18 protein-coding genes are annotated in these 15,758 nt (G+C 60.3%); 11 read left to right on the plus strand and 7 right to left on the minus strand.

Translation table 11 applies throughout. From position 1 onward, the window contains the following. Window positions 1–626, plus strand: a 626-nt coding sequence (locus IG616_RS22120) for a recombinase family protein (RefSeq protein ID WP_192151036.1), incomplete at its 5' end; no start/stop codon positions are given. Window positions 627–853: 227 nt separating this feature from the next. Here IG616_RS22120 and IG616_RS22125 read toward each other — a convergent pair. Both IG616_RS22125 and IG616_RS22130 read right to left on the minus strand, forming a co-directional pair. Further along, window positions 854–1,120 carry a Txe/YoeB family addiction module toxin gene (locus tag IG616_RS22125; RefSeq protein WP_192151038.1) on the minus strand — a complete coding sequence of 89 codons (267 nt, stop codon included), beginning with the start codon at window positions 1,118–1,120 and terminating at the stop codon, window positions 854–856. Between the two features lie 24 nt (window positions 1,121–1,144). Further along, a complete protein-coding gene (locus IG616_RS22130) occupies window positions 1,145–1,396 on the minus strand; it encodes a type II toxin-antitoxin system Phd/YefM family antitoxin (RefSeq protein ID WP_192151040.1) in 252 nt (83 codons plus the stop codon). Window positions 1,397–1,539: 143 nt separating this feature from the next. On the opposite strand from IG616_RS22130, the gene IG616_RS22135 reads away from it, so the two are divergent. Then, entirely contained in the window at window positions 1,540–1,770 is a 231-nt protein-coding gene (locus IG616_RS22135) for a type II toxin-antitoxin system CcdA family antitoxin (protein WP_192151042.1), read from the plus strand. A gap of 79 nt (window positions 1,771–1,849) precedes the next feature. On the opposite strand, the gene repC is transcribed toward IG616_RS22135, so the two are convergent. From repC to repA, 3 genes are all read right to left on the minus strand, one after another. After that, window positions 1,850–3,226 (minus strand): plasmid replication protein RepC, encoded by a 1,377-nt coding sequence (gene repC, locus IG616_RS22140; RefSeq protein ID WP_192151044.1) that lies wholly within the window; start codon window positions 3,224–3,226, stop codon window positions 1,850–1,852. Window positions 3,227–3,507: 281 nt separating this feature from the next. After that, window positions 3,508–4,779 (minus strand): plasmid partitioning protein RepB, encoded by a 1,272-nt coding sequence (gene repB / locus IG616_RS22145; RefSeq protein WP_209008027.1) that lies wholly within the window; start codon window positions 4,777–4,779, stop codon window positions 3,508–3,510. A gap of 107 nt (window positions 4,780–4,886) precedes the next feature. Then, the gene (repA, locus tag IG616_RS22150) at window positions 4,887–6,101 is read right to left on the minus strand and encodes a plasmid partitioning protein RepA (RefSeq protein WP_192151084.1); all 1,215 of its coding nucleotides are present in this window, start codon (window positions 6,099–6,101) and stop codon (window positions 4,887–4,889) included. A 632-nt stretch (window positions 6,102–6,733) separates the two neighbouring features. On the opposite strand from repA, the gene IG616_RS22155 reads away from it, so the two are divergent. Beyond that, complete coding sequence (locus IG616_RS22155) at window positions 6,734–7,003, plus strand: type II toxin-antitoxin system RelB/DinJ family antitoxin (protein ID WP_192151046.1); 270 nt, start codon at window positions 6,734–6,736, stop codon at window positions 7,001–7,003. Between the two features lie 122 nt (window positions 7,004–7,125). Further along, window positions 7,126–7,407: a type II toxin-antitoxin system YafQ family toxin gene (locus IG616_RS22160; protein WP_246476365.1), complete on the plus strand. Its 282-nt coding sequence runs from the start codon at window positions 7,126–7,128 to the stop codon at window positions 7,405–7,407. Here IG616_RS22160 and IG616_RS22165 read toward each other — a convergent pair. Continuing rightward, window positions 7,355–7,648 carry a hypothetical protein gene (locus IG616_RS22165; RefSeq protein ID WP_192151050.1) on the minus strand — a complete coding sequence of 98 codons (294 nt, stop codon included), beginning with the start codon at window positions 7,646–7,648 and terminating at the stop codon, window positions 7,355–7,357. The two genes, IG616_RS22160 and IG616_RS22165, sit on opposite strands and share 53 nt — an antisense overlap. Window positions 7,649–7,885: 237 nt before the next feature. On the opposite strand from IG616_RS22165, the gene IG616_RS22170 reads away from it, so the two are divergent. From IG616_RS22170 to IG616_RS22180, 3 genes are all read left to right on the plus strand, one after another. Beyond that, window positions 7,886–8,341 (plus strand): nucleotidyltransferase family protein, encoded by a 456-nt coding sequence (locus IG616_RS22170; protein ID WP_192151052.1) that lies wholly within the window; start codon window positions 7,886–7,888, stop codon window positions 8,339–8,341. After that, complete coding sequence (locus IG616_RS22175) at window positions 8,342–8,710, plus strand: HepT-like ribonuclease domain-containing protein (protein ID WP_192151054.1); 369 nt, start codon at window positions 8,342–8,344, stop codon at window positions 8,708–8,710. 90 nt (window positions 8,711–8,800) lie between these two features. After that, window positions 8,801–9,850 carry a glycosyltransferase family protein gene (locus IG616_RS22180; RefSeq protein ID WP_192151056.1) on the plus strand — a complete coding sequence of 350 codons (1,050 nt, stop codon included), beginning with the start codon at window positions 8,801–8,803 and terminating at the stop codon, window positions 9,848–9,850. A 17-nt stretch (window positions 9,851–9,867) separates the two neighbouring features. Here the strand turns inward: IG616_RS22180 and IG616_RS22185 are convergent, their stop codons facing one another. After that, complete coding sequence (locus IG616_RS22185) at window positions 9,868–11,379, minus strand: glycosyltransferase (RefSeq protein WP_192151058.1); 1,512 nt, start codon at window positions 11,377–11,379, stop codon at window positions 9,868–9,870. A gap of 144 nt (window positions 11,380–11,523) precedes the next feature. Between IG616_RS22185 and IG616_RS22190 the strand changes: the two genes are divergently transcribed. From IG616_RS22190 to IG616_RS22205, 4 genes are all read left to right on the plus strand, one after another. After that, entirely contained in the window at window positions 11,524–12,726 is a 1,203-nt protein-coding gene (locus tag IG616_RS22190) for a rhamnosyltransferase WsaF family glycosyltransferase (protein ID WP_192151060.1), read from the plus strand. Then, window positions 12,723–13,697: a glycosyltransferase family 2 protein gene (locus IG616_RS22195; RefSeq protein WP_192151062.1), complete on the plus strand. Its 975-nt coding sequence runs from the start codon at window positions 12,723–12,725 to the stop codon at window positions 13,695–13,697. Before IG616_RS22190 ends, IG616_RS22195 begins: the two co-directional genes overlap by 4 nt. Window positions 13,698–13,763: 66 nt before the next feature. Next, window positions 13,764–14,633, plus strand: a complete 870-nt coding sequence (locus IG616_RS22200) for a class I SAM-dependent methyltransferase (RefSeq protein WP_192151064.1) — start codon at window positions 13,764–13,766, stop codon at window positions 14,631–14,633. Window positions 14,634–14,687: 54 nt separating this feature from the next. After that, the gene (locus IG616_RS22205) at window positions 14,688–15,731 is read left to right on the plus strand and encodes a hypothetical protein (RefSeq protein WP_192151066.1); all 1,044 of its coding nucleotides are present in this window, start codon (window positions 14,688–14,690) and stop codon (window positions 15,729–15,731) included. Window positions 15,732–15,758 lie beyond the last annotated feature (27 nt).

A 15,758-nucleotide genomic window follows, 5' to 3' on the forward strand; every position in this document is an offset into this window, starting at 1 on the left:
TCCGCTCGCTCAGCGATCCGATCGACACAACAACACCACAGGGCATGTTCTCCCTTCAGGTTCTGGGCGCTGTTGCGCAGCTCGAACGCGCCTTGATATCCGAGCGCACCAAGGCCGGCATCAAAGCCGCGAAGGCAAAGGGGAAATTGCCCGGCAATCCAGGAATTCGAGAGCGCAGACCTGAAGCCCTGGCCAAGATGACGGCTGCGCAGAAAGCGGCCTATGGCGCACGCATCCAGGCAAATGCCAGTCAATGGCTTCCAACTGTCCGGCGCCTGCGCCCCGATCACACCTGGGACGATATCGCACGGTTTCTGAAAAGCCGCGGGCTGGACTGGACGCCTGAACGGCTGCGGCGTGCGGTGAAATGGCTGGTCGCTGAGGGAATGGCGGACAAGGACCTCCTCAGAAAGTCGCCGCCGCGTCCACCGGAAGACCGGCTGATGACGCTGGCCGCCGGTATCCATTCGTCCAACCCTGACCTGACATTGCGCGAAATCGCCAGCCAGTTGGAGCGCTTGCACGAACGAACGCCCCGCGGCGGAACAAAATGGTCGCCGTCCTCGGTAAAGAACCTCATCGACCGGGCCCGCCGGTCTGGTCTTCTGACTGTTTCTGATCATTGAACAAGACGGCTTCAGGGTTTTCGATGTTAGATTAGCGGCGAGAAAAATCAAAGCTTAGGCACCAGGTGAACCTTGCGGTTCTCCCAGATCAATCTCAGTGCCAGAGCTTTCTGAGACACGGACACAAAAGTCTGCAGCAGGTTCCATGCCGGCTTCCCGCGCTTCATAGCGGACTTCGCTCGCAAGAGCGTCATTTCACCTCGGCCCGACATTGCCGCTCCACCACCTCAATAATGATAGCGCAATTGAGCAATCTCCAGGCTTTGCGCCTCGCCTGAGCCTGTGACCCGGTAAACCATGCGGTCTGACTGGGTGATCCGCCGCGACCACCAGCCGCTCAGGTCGCCTTTCAGGGCTTCGGGCTTTCCCGTCCCTTTAAAAGGCGTCCGCTTGCATTGCTTGATCAACTCGTGGATCCGTTCCTTGATCTTTTCATCGCTTTTGGCCCAGTAGAGGTAGTCCTCCCAGGCTTCATCGGAAAAAATCAGCCTCACAGGCTCTGCCTCACAAATTCCGGGTCATTCTGGCAACTCACGCTCTTGGCCGCGCCCGGCGTCCAGCTGGGAGATGGAGGCGCGCAGCCGTGCGGCATTGGCCGGGCTGGACAGCAGATGCAGGGTTTCGTTGATCGCGTTCCACGTTTCCAGAGACACGACCACCACCGCTTCCCCCTGTTTGCGGGTCACAATCACTTCCTGCTGGTCATTGATCGCACTGTCCATGACGCTCTTCAGCTGAGCGCGCGCGTCGGAATAGGTCATGACATTCATGGAAAATCTCCTTGGCATTTAATATGTACAAAATTTTGTACATATCAAGGATTATCTGAGGTCCTAGTTGCCCGGTTAGGGAGATTGCGAAGGGCAAGATATGCGCATAAACTTGCGCAAATTTTTTTGGTATGGAGCTGCACATGTCCTCCCGCGCGCGCAAGGCGGCCAATTTGTCGCTGCCAGAACCACTTTTGAACGAAGCCAAGGCCCTGGGGATCAATCTGTCCCGCGCGGCGGAACTGGGCATTTCCGCCGCGATCGCCGAAGAACGCGCGAGACTCTGGAAGCTGGAAAATGCGGAGGCATTGGCCAGTTCCAACACCTATGTTGCCGAAAACGGCCTGCCTTTGAGCGCCTTCCGGCAGTTTTGATGGCCCGCTACGATCTCTTTCCCGGTGAAAACGGCACCTAACCGCCGCGCTGGACATGGTGTTTCACGGTTTTTGATCCTCACTCCCGGTTCATGAGCGAGTCCAGCATCGGACGGAGGCGGAACTTGCCGGCGTCGGCTTTCAGGGTCAGGGTCCGGATGTAGCCGCCGGGGGATTTGATCTCCCCTGCCCGCTCGATCAGATAGGCGATGGTGACAATGGCTCCGGCGAGGCCCATGGCCTTTTGCGCCCTGCCCCAGGCATCGGCAGAAATGCCGAGCATCGGCCGGGCCAGATCGGCAGCGGCCCGCGCATCGGCCCAGGTCACAAGCCCGTTGAGCGCGTAATCGGCAAATTGCGGACAGGCCCGCTTCAGATCCGCCAGCGGCACGGCTTCGGATCGCGGATTGTCTGACTTATCCGGCTTCGTCCGGTTGGCGTGTCCTCCGGCTTCCGCTTCTCTTGTTTCCGTCAGACCGGCTTCAGCAAGGGCAGAGGCCGAAAGATCTGAGGCATCTGCCGGTTCATTATTTTCTTTGAGATATTCATATGAGAGTTCTGTTTTTGAATTCTGAATATGGAGCTCATTATGGTGGCCATTGCCGCTCATATTCTGATTTAACTCATTGTATTTACGGGCTTCTTCCTCTTCATAAGCACAATCGGCAGCGCTCAGGTCCTCATCACTCATGCCAGCCAGGAAAGCAGATTCCACCTCTGCCCGAAGGCGCAGGAGGCCGTCCCGGCGCAGGTTCAGGTCTTCCAGCGGCGCATGGCGCAGAACACGGCCGGAGAGGGCTTGCAGGCCAAGGGTGAAGTCTTGCCAGAGCGCTGGCAGGCGGAGCGCCTGGCCGTCCTCGTGAGCGGCGGCAATCATCTTGGCGATGTCGCGCAGATGCAGCGTGATTTCCCCCCTCACCTTCCGGATCGCGGCGGATCTGGCCCGCGCGGCTTCCGCTTTCTCGAAGATTTCCGGCGCACTGAGAGCCAGCGGCGCCAGATTGAAGCCGAAAGCCTCGTCCATCGCGCCCGAAGCATCCCGGCGCACGAAGCGCTTGCCATTGGGGCTGTCCCGGCGCAACAGCAGCCCGGCCTGGATCAAAGCGGCGATATGCCGGCGCAAGGTGGCCGGCGCCATGCCGCGGGTGCGGATGGACAGCTCCGCATTGGACGGAAAGACAATCATGTCCTTGGTGCCGTCCAGCTCCTTGCCCGGATAAAAGCTTGTCAGCGCTTCCAGAACCGCAATGGCGCGGTCAGAGAGGCCGAAATCGGCGCGCGCTTCGGTCAGCGCCCGCAACAATTGCCACTTGTCGGCCTTGGCCGTCAGGTTGCCGCCCTGCTCCGCGCTTTCGCGGGCCGAATCGCGCAAGCGATCCATACGCTGCTGAGCCTTGAACAAGGCAATAGAATAGGGGCCGCCGCCAAAAGGCGTCGTTGCAATCCGCTCCGTCATGGCATCACCTTGAAAAAGGCAATAAAACAGGGTGCCCGCAAGCTGGTGTCAGCTGCGCAGACTTGACTTTCGCCGGCGGAAGTGATTCTCTAAGATTGCTACATACAAAGAGGGCTTCCGAAGTGATCTGCTTTGGGGGCCTTTTTTGTTGCCTTGGTCCTTTCCTGTTTCGTCCGTTCCGGTTCACCTGTAAGAGCGGAAGGTCTTCCCCTCCCCTGCCCTCGCCGGCCTGTTGACAGCTGTCAAAGACTTGCCAGGCCCGTCAAGCCCAGGCTGGAGCCTCAGTCAGCCGAATCCTTTTCAAACTCTTCCAGCAAGCCCGGCAGACGGTCCGCCAGATAGCTGGAGAAGGCATCGGGAACCGCCTTGCCAAGCGTCAGCACAGAGCCTTTCAGCTCTGCCACCGGCACTCCCTTGCGGCTCTTGATCACCCGCGGCTTGTCCTTTTGCTGCAGGCGGCGCGCCAGCCGGTCGTAAAGCCGCTGAAACCGCCGGTCACTGTCCGCCGCGCGGAAGGCTTCCGAGTGGATTTCCTCCTGGGCGATCACCTGAGCTGCTTCCTTCTGCAGCATGTCGCCAAGCGCATGCCAGCGCGGGCGACCAGCTTTTGGCGCCGGCCCGATGGCAAAGGCGATGTGTTTCGGCACCCAGGCAGCGACCTGCACCAGGCGGGTCAGCTCAGAACGCTGAATGCCGAGCGCCTCGCGAACCATGGAGCGGTCAAAACCGGCATCCAGAAGGTTCTGGGCGAAGAACGCCCGCTCGATGAACGAGAGATCGCGCCGGCCAGCATTTTCCTGGCCCTGAGCCAGAACCAGATCCTCATCGCTCAAAGGCTTGACCTGGGCGTGGATCTTCAGCCCCAGTTCCTTTGCCGCGCGCACGCGCCGGTGGCCATAGGCGGTCTGATACCAGCCCCCTGCCCGCTTGGCGCTGTCCGGATGCGGACGCACCAGAACCGGCACCTGCTGGCCGTGGTCCTTGAGGCTCTGCTTCAGCTCCTCAAAGCCCTCATCCAGCATGGTTTCGGCCGTCAGGCGGTCGGCAATCGGCGACGGTTCGATCCTTTCCGGATCCAGCTCGACGATGCGCTCACCCGGCTCGTCCCGGCGCGCCATCTGGCCGAGGCTCAGGCCCATGGCCTTGATCGCGCCGGAGGCGCTGCGGCTCGGGGTGCCTGGCTGGGGCGGCGCCACCGGCGGGCTTTCTGGCGGCTTTCCGGGCTTGGGCACAGCCGGTCCCGGATCCTGCGGCTGAGGCTTGGCAGCGGACGCAATGTTCGAGGCCATGCCGGAGGCCGTCCGCACCTGTCCCGACACCAGCGGTCTTTCGTTGTTCAAAAGGGCCCTCGCGCTGGCCGGATCGATCAGCGGTTCCTTGCTGAGGATCGTGCCGCCGATTTGCGGAGCGGGCATGCCCGAATTGGCGCCCTCGTTGACCTTGCCAGGCTGATTCAGAACCTCCTGCTCCGCCGCCGCCTGCTGCGGGTCAGCAGCAGGTGCCACCGGATCGGGATTGAACAGGGCCTTCAGCCGGTCCTTACGTTTGCTCATGGTCTCACCTCGCTCGGGATCAGCTGGCTGACCGGTTCAGCCGCTGCCTTGACGCCCAGTATCCACCAGGTCATGGGGGGTGAGAATAAGTTTCCACCCATGGTTAATCAGCCCCCCTTTTGCGCCCGGCCCCAGGCCGCGGAAATCAAGGCTTCGATCTCGCTGTTGACAGCTGTCAACGACTCCATCGCGCGGTCATAGGTGGCTCTGGTGAAATTTTCCCGGCCCACTTCATAAAGCGTCTGCTTGGTCAGGCCCGCGTCGGAAATTGCGGTCGACTTCACCATCGGCGCGGTCAGGACCCGCTCGCCGAACTGGGCGCGCAGAAAGCCCGAGATCTGGGTCTGCGGTCCGTCCTGGGGTTCGTAGCGGGTGATGAGATAGCGCAGGAAATCGAAATTCAGCGTGCCGCCGGCCTCGCGCACCACGGACAGAAGGTCCGAGGTCATGAACAGGAACTGGCTCATGGAGGCCACATCCAGCATCTGCGGGTGCACCGTGACCAGAACCGACGTCGCCGCGCACAGGGCGCCAAGGGTCAGATAGCCAAGCTGCGGCGGGCAATCGAGCACGACCACGTCATAGTCCGCTTCCACCGACATCAGCGCGCTTTGCACCCGGGCGAAAAACAATTCGCTCGGCTCTTCTTCGCCGTGGCGCATTGCCAGATGCTGCGGCGTCGTGTGCTCGAACTCCTGAAGCTCCAGATTGCCCGGCACCAGATCCAGCCCGTCCACATAGGTCTGGCGGATGACAGTCTTCATCGGCACCCGCTGCGCGTCATAGCGGATGGCGCCATAGATCGTGTCATTGCCGGTCAGGTCCAGCTCGGGCTGATAGCCCAGAAGCGACGACAGGGAGGCCTGCGGATCCAGATCCACCGCCAGGGTGCGGTAGCCCTGCATGGCCAGATACTGCGCCAGATGGGTGGAGGTGGTGGTCTTGCCGCTGCCGCCCTTGAAGTTGGTGACCGCGATCACCTGGCAATGTTCGCCCAGCTCCGGGTTCCGGTGGCGCACATAGGCCCGGGCCTTGGGGCTGCCCGGTTCATGCTGGGAGGCGAGGAACACCCGCAGCGCATTGATATCGGAGAGCGTGTAGACCCGGCGGCCGCGCTCGTCCGTGGCAGGAGAGGGGCCTTCCTCGGACAGGGACAGCTGGCGCAGATAGCCATCGGACACACCGATCAGCTTGGCCGCTTCGCCGGATGTGAAGGAGCGCATGATCTTGCGGCTGGACGGCGGGAACAGCCGCATGCGCATTTCGCCGAGCTGTGCCGACAGCACCTCCGCATCCCGCGCGATCTGTTCATCTGCTACCATCATGTCCCCATCCTTCTGCGGCTTCTGCCGCCCGCCCGGCCTGCCGGGCCCTGATCAAAGGAGGCGCCCTCCGCCTCAATCCCTGCCCGGACATCAACCAGTCACCGGCCAAAACACCGGCCTGAACTTCGGCCAGACCCTCAGGCGGCCGAAACCCCGGTCCGGTTCAGGAGCCCGTCCGCCGTGTTGACAGCTGTCAACGCGAGGGATGGACCAGAGGGCAGGACGCCTTGCCATGCACACCCCGATGCCGCCAAACTCTGCCGTTTCCGTTCATTGCCCGGATTCGCAGGTGGCGGCAAGCCGATCAACGCTCTTGTCTGCTGCCAACGGCCCCTATCCCCGGTTACGGATCACAGGGCCTGTACCGGCCTCTTTCCGTAAATTACTCCAGAGATTACGAGTCGGGTCAAGCATTTTAGGGTTAATGCAAATTAGGACCTGTGCAGCGGAGTTGAGAGGAGCGGCCGGGGAGGGGAGAAGGGCGCAAGAGGAGGGTGAAAGCTGAGCAGGCAAGCCACGCAAGACAACGGCGCCTTCAAAAGCCAATCGACAGCCAGCAACGTCTGCCCTGCAAATTGAAACCGTGGCCCAATTGAGCTACATTAGGATGACAAAATGGGAGCCTCGATATGGCCGCGAATGACTATGTGCGGGCGCGGATTGATCCGGCCCTGAAAGAAGAAGCTGCCTTGGTCCTCGACAGTCTGGGACTGACCATCTCCGACGTCATGCGGATGATGTTGACACGGATCGCCCGGGAGAAGGCGCTTCCGATAGAGCTCACACGGCCAAATGCGGAAACGATCGCCGCCATGGAAGAAGCCCGCGCCCTCAAGAAGGCAAGTGGGGACCGGTTTTCAAATAGTCAAAAGCTTATGACCTCCTTAGAGACGGCTTGATGGCGCAAAAGGGATCGCGGAATACCGCCGCCTCCAAGCGTTCGAACCTTCCCAGATGTTCCAGTCACACCCGGCAATTCGTCAAGGACTGGAAGAGGCTCAATGAGTCAGGCCGCTTTGACATGACGCGTCTCAAGGAAGTCATCGGGCTTATCATCACCAATGACGGCCCCTTGCCGCCAAAATGGAAAGACCATGCGCTGACCGGTGATTGGAGCGATCATCGTGAGTGTCACGCAGGAGGCGATTTTCTTCTGATCTACACGATTGACGAAAGCCAGAACCTCGTCATTTTCACGCGCGCAGGCACCCACGCCGAGCTGTTCCGGGAACAGGTCTCCTTCCCGGACCTCACCCCACATAGACCAGATCATAGACATAGCTCTTCGGCCCCTTGCGGCTGACCCAGACGCCGGCGGGGGGATGATCCGTCTGCTGATCGGGAAGGACGTTCCAGGGACGGCCCATGCAGCCTTCCTCCTCGTCCCAGGCCACCCAGCCGAGCCCTGGCCGGAAGGTGATCCAGAGATCCGCGTCCTCGCGCTTGTAACCGGCAAGCCCGCCCGGCGCTGACTGGCGGTGAAACCGGTACACAAGATCGTCACTTTGCCTGCGCAGCTCGAATGTCAGAAAAGATCTCATCATGCCCGTGGCCCCCGCAAGCAAGGATGGTCCGCCTTGCGTTGACAGCTGTCAACGCTTGAAAGCGGGAGGGAGCACAAACGTCAACACCCTCGGCACCCGGAACGCCACCCTTCCGGCGCTCCCGGGCGTCCATGCCGCATCAGCCGTACGTGGACTAATCCTTCCATCCACGCTAGTGTGTTTGTGCACAAATTTACAAATACCCGGCTCAAAAGCCAGATGGTTCCGGTGATGCCAATGCGCGATCAAGACACTGCCTTCCTCTCTGCCCGGGTACCCGCGCGGCTGAAAAACCGGTTCAAGTCGCTGGCAGCCCGCAGAGGCACCAAAATTCAGGATCTTCTCACCGAAATCATCGGTGAGTATGTCGCCCGGGAAGACCGGACAGCCGTGACGGCGGCTGAGGCCATCAGGACGTTACGGGCCATGCGCTCCGAGCTGGAGGCCGCAGGCATTGCCCACCTGCACCTCTTCGGCTCCGTCGCCCGCGGAGAAGCCCGGGCAGACAGCGACATCGACCTGGCTTACACCCCCGCACCCAAAGCCCGCCTGTCGCTGATAGACCTCGGACGGTTGGCACAGAGGGTGTCGCAAGCCTTTGAACAAGAAACGGAAATCGACCTCGTCCCTCTTGCCAGCTTGAAGCCTCATGTCCGCGAGACCGCTGAAGCCGACATGATCGCGGTGTTCTAGATGCCGCGCAGCCCGTCCGCCAGACTGAGCGATATCCTGGAAGCGATCGGCGATATCCGCGCCTTCACAGAGGGGATGGACCAGACGGCGTTTCTGGAAGCGCCCGTGCGGGACCGCAAGACGTATTGGGCCGTTCTGGCGGCGCTGCTCGTCATCGGTGAGGCAGTCAAGGGTTTGCCGGCACAGATCAGGGACAGGCATCCGGACATCTCCTGGCACGCCATTGCCGGCCTGCGGAACCTGCTGGCGCATGAATATTTCCGGGTTGACGCGGATCTCGTCTGGGCGGTTCTGGAGAATGGCGAACTCGACACGCTGGAGGCCTGCATCCGGGCAGAACAGCATCTGTCAGCCGGAGAGGGCCGTTGACAGCTGTCAACGCCTGCCTCTTCAAACGCTTGCGCCTTTGCTGCCAGCCCGCTAAGTCCAGCGGAGGGAAACACACGCCGTCGGGGACACATGCTGGTCTGGGACTTTCTGCGCTCTGCCTATGATCACGCCTTGGGGCGGCCGAAGACGGCTTTTCCGACCCGCTACCACTATATCGAGATCCTTCAGGACGCACTCAAGGCGCGGGGGCTGACGATCCGCCGCTTCGGCCAGCATTGCCTGACGCTGTCCCGGGACGGCGGGCAGGGGCGTCTGATCATTGCCGTGCGCTACACGAATGACCGGGATCTGACGCTTCTGAACAGGGCCGCGCGCCAGACCGGAACACGGATCGCCTATCTGCTCGATGATGATCTCTGGGCCATGCTGGAAGACCAGAAACTGAAACCCGACTACCGGGCAAGGCTGCAGCATTTTCTGGACCGGCATTATGCGCGGCTGCGCCCCCTGCTGCAGGAGGTGATTGCGCCAAGTCCTCAGATCCTCGCCCGCATGGCGGAGCTGCCGGGAACCTATCTGCCGCCTGCCCACCTGTTTCCGGGCGGAAATCTCAGCCACTTTGACGCGCCAGAAGACGCGCCTGAACAAATCCGCATCGTCTTTCTGGGCACTAGCACCCATGGCGCCGATTTCGGCCGGATCGCCCCTGGCATCGCCGCCGCGCTGAAGGCCGACCCGCGGCTCCATCTGACGACCCTTCAGGGCAAGAGGGGAGGGGAGCTCTTGCCGGAAGGGCCGCAAGTGACCCACCACGGCGACATGTTCTTCGCCCCGTTTCAGAAATGGCTTGCCCGCCAGCGGTTTCACATTGCGCTCGCGCCCTATCAGGTGAACCCGGTCAACAATGGCCGCTCGAACCTGAAATTCCATCAGCATGCGCTGGTCGGGGCGGCAGGTCTCTATACGGCGACCGAACCGTTTGAAGCTTGCGTGAAGGACGGGCAGAACGGGCTGATCCTTCCGCACGCGCCCGAGGCCTGGCAGCAGGCCATCCTGACCCTTGCCGCCGACATGCAGCGGACCCGGGGCATGGCAGGGCAGGGGATCTCAGACAGCCTGTCGATCGGCAGCCACGAGCAGCTGGCGGGCCTGTGGGACGGTCTGGTGCCGCGAGGCTGACCCATCAGCGCGTCAGGTCAGCGGGACTGGGCCCACCAGGTCCGCACGGCGGGCAATGACCTGCGCCAGCGGAACCGGAACCCGCCGGGCCGCTTTGACAGCCAGGGGCTGAAGGCCGGGTCCTCGAAAGTCTTCATGCCGTGAAGGCTCTGCAGGGCCTTCTTCTCAGACGCAAACTGAGCCTTCCGCTTGCGGCTACGGTCCTTGCCGCGGGTCACGGATTCATGGTGATAGAGCACGGCATGCGGCGTCCAGACCGTCCGGATGCCGGCCTCATAGGCCCTCAGGCAATAGTCGACATCATTATAGGCAACGGCGAAGTTTTCTTCGTCCCAGGGGCCGAGCCGGGCAAGGCACTGGTCCGAGATCAGCATCACCGCCCCGGTGACGCAGGTCATGGAGTTGCGCGCGTTGAGGCGGCCAAAATGCCCCGGAATATCTGGAGAACATTTGTAATACCAATGGCTTGCAAGCCCACCCATGCCAGCAATCACGCCCGCATGCTGCAGGCGGCCATCCGGATAAAGCAGCTTGGCGCCAACAATCCCGGCCTTGGGAAGATCCAGGCAGGACACCATTTCCTTGAGCCAGCCGGGGTCCGTCACCTCCACATCGTTGTTCAGGAGGAGGACGTGTCCGGACCCGACCTTGGCAAGGCCACGGTTGACCGACCTCGAGAAGTTGAAGGGCTCCTCGATGATCTCATAGGAGAAATTCGGAAACCGGCGCCGGGTGTCCTCGTAGAGCGCCAGCACACGGGCATCATCTGATCCGTTGTCCTGAATGAACACCTTCAAATCCGGATAATCGGTCTCCTCCAGCAGACCGCGCAGCACCTGGGAGGTCAGCTCGAAGCCGTTGCGGCTGGGAATGACCACAGTTACCTGCGGCCAGGAGGTCCGGTCAGCGGCCCCATTGCGCGTCTCAAGGCGGCGCTGAGGAGCCACAGCGGTCCGGACAAGCGGATAGGGCAGGTGAAGGATGTCTTTCTCTGCCAGTCCCTCCAGAACACTCTCCACAACCTCTACACCGGGCCAGAGAGCGAGAGCAGGGGAGGGCAGAGACCGGGCAACGGACAGAAGCCTGTCGCGCCGGAACACCGCAAAGGGACTGATGTAATCAATCTCGCGGAAGAGAGCAGGGTCGAAGGCAGGCTTCAACACGGGTTTCAGGATCTGACCATCCGGCCCCGTCAGCAGCGCATCGCCGTACAGCAGCCCGGCATCGGCGGCCGGTCCGCTGAGAGCAGCAACCAGCACTTCCAGAGCGCGGGGCGAAAGCCGGTCACGGGCCGGCAAAAACCCGACAAAATGCCCAGCCGCTTTTGCGGCGTCATCTTGCCAGCAGGAACCAGCGGCAATGCGCTCCACCCCATCCGCGTTGGGAATATCCGCGCCCGCTTCGCAGATCACACTGAGAACCGGCATGGCGGGCCGGACTGGCGCAGCACAGCGCCCCAGATGAGCCAGAACAAAGGCCTTCCGCGCGAAACAACGGGCAGGCAAACTGGCGAAAAACCGGCGCATCATCAGGCCGTGCTGCCTGTCATCAGAGAAACACACTTCATTAATAATTGACTTCCCGCCCGGATCAGGCATCAAGGGGCCTATTACACCCTCTATATAGACCTGACTATTCAAAGCCACCCCCGGCGGCAAAAATCGAGTTCTTACATGCCTTATGCGCAGCTATTGAAATTTCTCGGCCTCAAGCGGAAGAAACAGCCTCTTGAACGGCGCGCCGAGCACCTGCGCAAATTCGTCAGCTATGCCCCTTCTCCTGGCGTGCCGCCGGTCGCGGATTTTGACCCTGAGCGGATGCGTATCACCTGGATCATTCCCGACTTCATGCCAGGCGCGGGCGGTCACATGACGATCTTCCGCATTGCCCGGTATCTGGAGGAATTTGGCCACGACGTCACGTTCCTGATCCAGAATCCGACGGAGCACAAGACCGGCGACGAGGCCAAGGCAAGCATCAACGTCCATTTCCAGCCCTTCAAGGGCAGGGTTGAGCTCTTCTCGGGCGTAACACCCAAGGCGGAGGGCGATGCCCTGATCGCCACGGACCGTTTCACCTGCTATCCGGTCGAAGCCATGGGCGGCTTCATCCGCAAGTTCTATTTCGTTCAGGACTATGAGCCGGCGTTCTATCCGACCGGCTCCGAGTCTCTCCTGAGCGAGGCCACCTATCACTTTGATTTTGATTGCCTGTGCGCCGGCGAGTGGCTGCACAAGATCATGAGCGGGAAATACGGCCGCTGGTCCACCTCCTGGCCGCTCGCCTATGATGCCTCGGTCTACAATCTGGGGCAGGGGGCAACAGAGCCGGAACCGCGCAGCGGCAATCGCATCGCGCTTTATGCCCGCTATGTCACGTCCCGCCGGGCCGTGGAGCTGGCCTTTCTGGCGCTGGAAATCCTGCACCAGCGCGGCGTCCAATTTGAGGTCGACTTCTTCGGATGGCCGCTCGGCAAGCTCAGCACCGGCTATCCCTATCGCGATCATGGCATTCTGGGCGGCGGGGAACTGGCAGCGCTTTACCGCAAGGCCACCATCGGCGTCGTCTTCTCCGCCACCAATCATTCGCTGGTAAATAAGGAAATGATGGCCTGCGGCCTGCCCGTTGTGGATCTGGACCTCGACACCGTGCGCTCCATCTTTAACGAGAATGCCATGGCCTTTGCCAAACCGACCCCGGACGGGATTGCCGGCACGCTGGAAGCCCTGCTTGCCGATGACGCCCGGCGCAAGAGCTTGCAGCAAGGCGGGCTCGCATTCCTTGAGGGGCTCTCCTGGGAGAATTCCGCAAGGCTCGTGGAAAAGGCACTCCAGGAACGTGTGAGCAAGGCGGCCCAGGGAGATCTGCGCCCATGACCAGGTATCACTGCGCCGTCGTCATCCCCACGAAGAACGCCATGCCCGGCCTCAAGCCGGTGCTTCAAGCCGTCCTGGCGCAGGAAGCCCCCTGGCCTTTCGAGGTGATCGTGATCGACTCCGGGTCCCGGGATGGAACGGCCGAGTATGTCCGCGGTCTTTCAGGAGTGCGCCTGATTGAAATTCCGCCGGAGAGCTTCGGCCATGGCCGCACGCGCAATCTGGGTGTGGAAGCCGCAGATGCGCAATATGTGGCGTTTCTGACCCATGATGCGCGTCCTGCAGACCCGCATTGGCTCGCCAATCTGGTTGCTGCCGCGGAACAGGACAGCGGGATAGCCGGTGTCTTCGGCCGCCACATTGCCTATGATACGGCCTCGCCCTTCACCAGGAACGACCTCGACCGGCATTTCGAGGGCTTTCTGGCCCATCCGCTGGTGGTGCACCGGGACCTGGATCCGCAGAAATACGAAAATGACATCGGCTGGCGCCAGTTCCTGCATTTTTATTCGGACAACAACTCGCTGCTGCGCAAATCGGTCTGGGAGAAGATCCCTTATCCGGACGTGGAATTTGCCGAGGACCAGCTCTGGGCGCGGGCGGTGATCGAGGCGGGCTATGCCAAGGCCTATGCGCCCGAGGCCGCCGTCTACCACTCCCACGACTACAGCCCGCTGGAACAGCTCCGCCGCGCCTTCGATGAATCCCGCAATTTCAAGAAATATTTCGGCTATGAGCTGTCACCGAAGCTCTTTCCGGCTCTTGCGACCATCGCGCATTTCTCCGTCCAGGCCTTCCGTCAGAAGCTCGACGAGACGCGATACGGCAAGGTCAGTCTCAGGCAGCGGCTCGACCGCGCCGGCCAAAGAGCCGGCCTCGTCGCCGGCCACTTCCTCGGCGCCAACCACCAGCACCTGCCGAAACCTCTCGCAGGCCGGATTTCCCTTGATAACCGGCTGTTTAAAGCGTAACCCAGCAAAAATTGGCTCTTTGATTTATAAAGGCGGATGATGAAAATCCGAACCAACAAGAAATTCATGCGTCGTCTCGCCAAGATCTTCCCAGCTCTCAAGCCGGCGGTTGAAGCAAGGATTAAAACCGCTCAGGTCGATATGACCGAAGAGGACTTCAAGTTCCTGATGGAAAACCTGAACTTCCATCACATCAACTGTGCCGAGAACATGGTTCATCTGGAAAAGTTCAACATTCCGAGCCGTGAAGAATTCGCGCTTCGCTCCAAGTCTCTGGTGGTCTACATGCCGGAAGAGGCAGTGGTTATCAAGAAAGCGGAAGAGACCGCAGCCCTGAAGGCTGCCCCGGCAGGTTACGGACTTGAGGCCCTGAACGGGATCAACGTTGGTTGCGGTGACCGCAGGATCAGCGAGCATCTGACCCCAGTCGACATCATGCGCAGCGGTGACCAGACCGCCACCGGCTCCCATCACGCTTTTCTGAAAGATGCAATCCTCGCCAATCCGGAAGACCTGCCCTTCAAAGAGGCCAGTCTGGACTATATCGTTGCGCTGCACATGCTGGAACACGTGGCCAATCCGATGGAAATCCTGAAATACTGGGGCAGCCTTCTGAAGCCTGGCGGCGGCATCGGCCTCATTCTTCCCAATTATGAATATGCCTGGGACGCCCGGGGTGACCACAGCCAGTTCGGGCACAAATGGAACACCAACGCCGAAATCTTCCGCCGCCTCTTCGACGCGCACCTCAAGGATGATTTCCTCCTTGAGCAGATCGGCACACTTTCCTACAAGATCAGCTTTGACGTTGTTTTGAGAAAGCCGGGCGCGTTCCAGCCCTTCCAGATCTCCACCACCACCAGCCCGCATTCCGGTGCGGAACTCGCACGGCTGGGGTTAATGGTGGGGGAAATACCGGCAGAAGCTGAAGGCTGAGTGAAGCACCTCATGTTTGAGGCCCAAACAGGCCCTGGCCAGGATCCCTGACGAATGTATTTTAACGTGTACGTTGATGTCGGATATGAGGCCCAAGGATATTTGATCCCAGACGGGTTCTCTGCCAAGCCAAGAATTCTGGTGCGTGTGAATGACGTCGAGTATGGCCCCATCGATTGTGACATCTTCAACGAGAGCACCTTCAAGAACAAACATCATGAGACCGGCATGGTCGGATTTCATATCAAGCCTGAGAGATATCCTGGCTTTGGGCCGGACTCGACGCTCGAAATAGCCGATGCGGATACCGGGTTCGTATTCTATCGCCGTTTTGATCCGCGAATTCACATTGAGAAGCGCGTTTTCCGCCTCGAAACCCAACTCGCCCCCCATACCGAGTTGGATCGGAGCCTAAAACCCTATTTCCAGTTCCACGCAGATGGTGCCGACCAATATGGCAGCGAAACAGCACGGCAGATGCTTGAAATCGTCAATCAACAGTCGACTTATGTCAGCGGCCGCGTCCTCTATAAAAACGTGCAGCAATACCTGACGCCTGAAACAGTCAAAATCACGTCTTTGCGCGATCCATTCTACGAACTTGCCATCCGTCTGACGACAATTTCATACTACAAGCGAAAAGCTTTTCCGTTCATCTCCTCCCGCGACGAGATGATCTTTCGACCTGCTATTGAGCACTTTGCAGACTTAAACCTTTTGGACGACAAAGCCTTGACAGAGCGTATCAGGGACGCTCCCAAAGATACACTTTCGCTCTTTTCGTCGCCTTTCACGAAGCAGCTGGTCTCCTCCAGCCCGACGGATCCGGTGGACCGGGACTCAGTCTCTCGGGCTCTGGATATTCTATCGCAGTTTGAGATCTTTGATCCGGAGGAAACGGACACGTCTCTGGCTGACACAATCGCTGAGTATCTGGAGATCGATCCCTCACAACTGCATTTTAGACCTGTCCAGCAAAGCCTTAAAGATCTTGCTGAGCGTCTACGGTCGATCGATATCTTGGAGCACGTCTTGGAAAGCGATCTCATCCTTCACTATTTCATTCAAAGAGCAAAACAAAAGGCAGATAAGGCTTAAACGCTCCCTGTTAAGCTGACCAACTAT

Origin of the sequence: Roseibium litorale (assembly GCF_014842915.1) — a bacterium.
GTDB classification, from domain to species: Bacteria; Pseudomonadota; Alphaproteobacteria; order Rhizobiales; family Stappiaceae; genus Roseibium; species Roseibium litorale.

Excerpts from the sequence above, each read along its gene's own strand:
- IG616_RS22130 (WP_192151040.1), bottom strand. The coding sequence starts at position 1,396 with ATGAATGTCATGACCTATTCCGACGCGCGCGCTCAGCTGAAGAGCGTC.
- IG616_RS22135 (WP_192151042.1), top strand. The coding sequence starts at position 1,540 with ATGTCCTCCCGCGCGCGCAAGGCGGCCAATTTGTCGCTGCCAGAACCA.
- repC (WP_192151044.1), bottom strand. The coding sequence starts at position 3,226 with ATGACGGAGCGGATTGCAACGACGCCTTTTGGCGGCGGCCCCTATTCT.
- repB (WP_209008027.1), bottom strand. The coding sequence starts at position 4,779 with ATGAGCAAACGTAAGGACCGGCTGAAGGCCCTGTTCAATCCCGATCCG.
- repA (WP_192151084.1), bottom strand. The coding sequence starts at position 6,101 with ATGGTAGCAGATGAACAGATCGCGCGGGATGCGGAGGTGCTGTCGGCA.
- IG616_RS22155 (WP_192151046.1), top strand. The coding sequence starts at position 6,734 with ATGGCCGCGAATGACTATGTGCGGGCGCGGATTGATCCGGCCCTGAAA.
- IG616_RS22160 (WP_246476365.1), top strand. The coding sequence starts at position 7,126 with ATGACGCGTCTCAAGGAAGTCATCGGGCTTATCATCACCAATGACGGC.
- IG616_RS22165 (WP_192151050.1), bottom strand. The coding sequence starts at position 7,648 with ATGATGAGATCTTTTCTGACATTCGAGCTGCGCAGGCAAAGTGACGAT.
- IG616_RS22170 (WP_192151052.1), top strand. The coding sequence starts at position 7,886 with ATGCGCGATCAAGACACTGCCTTCCTCTCTGCCCGGGTACCCGCGCGG.
- IG616_RS22175 (WP_192151054.1), top strand. The coding sequence starts at position 8,342 with ATGCCGCGCAGCCCGTCCGCCAGACTGAGCGATATCCTGGAAGCGATC.
- IG616_RS22180 (WP_192151056.1), top strand. The coding sequence starts at position 8,801 with ATGCTGGTCTGGGACTTTCTGCGCTCTGCCTATGATCACGCCTTGGGG.
- IG616_RS22185 (WP_192151058.1), bottom strand. The coding sequence starts at position 11,379 with ATGATGCGCCGGTTTTTCGCCAGTTTGCCTGCCCGTTGTTTCGCGCGG.
- IG616_RS22190 (WP_192151060.1), top strand. The coding sequence starts at position 11,524 with ATGCCTTATGCGCAGCTATTGAAATTTCTCGGCCTCAAGCGGAAGAAA.
- IG616_RS22195 (WP_192151062.1), top strand. The coding sequence starts at position 12,723 with ATGACCAGGTATCACTGCGCCGTCGTCATCCCCACGAAGAACGCCATG.
- IG616_RS22200 (WP_192151064.1), top strand. The coding sequence starts at position 13,764 with ATGCGTCGTCTCGCCAAGATCTTCCCAGCTCTCAAGCCGGCGGTTGAA.
- IG616_RS22205 (WP_192151066.1), top strand. The coding sequence starts at position 14,688 with ATGTATTTTAACGTGTACGTTGATGTCGGATATGAGGCCCAAGGATAT.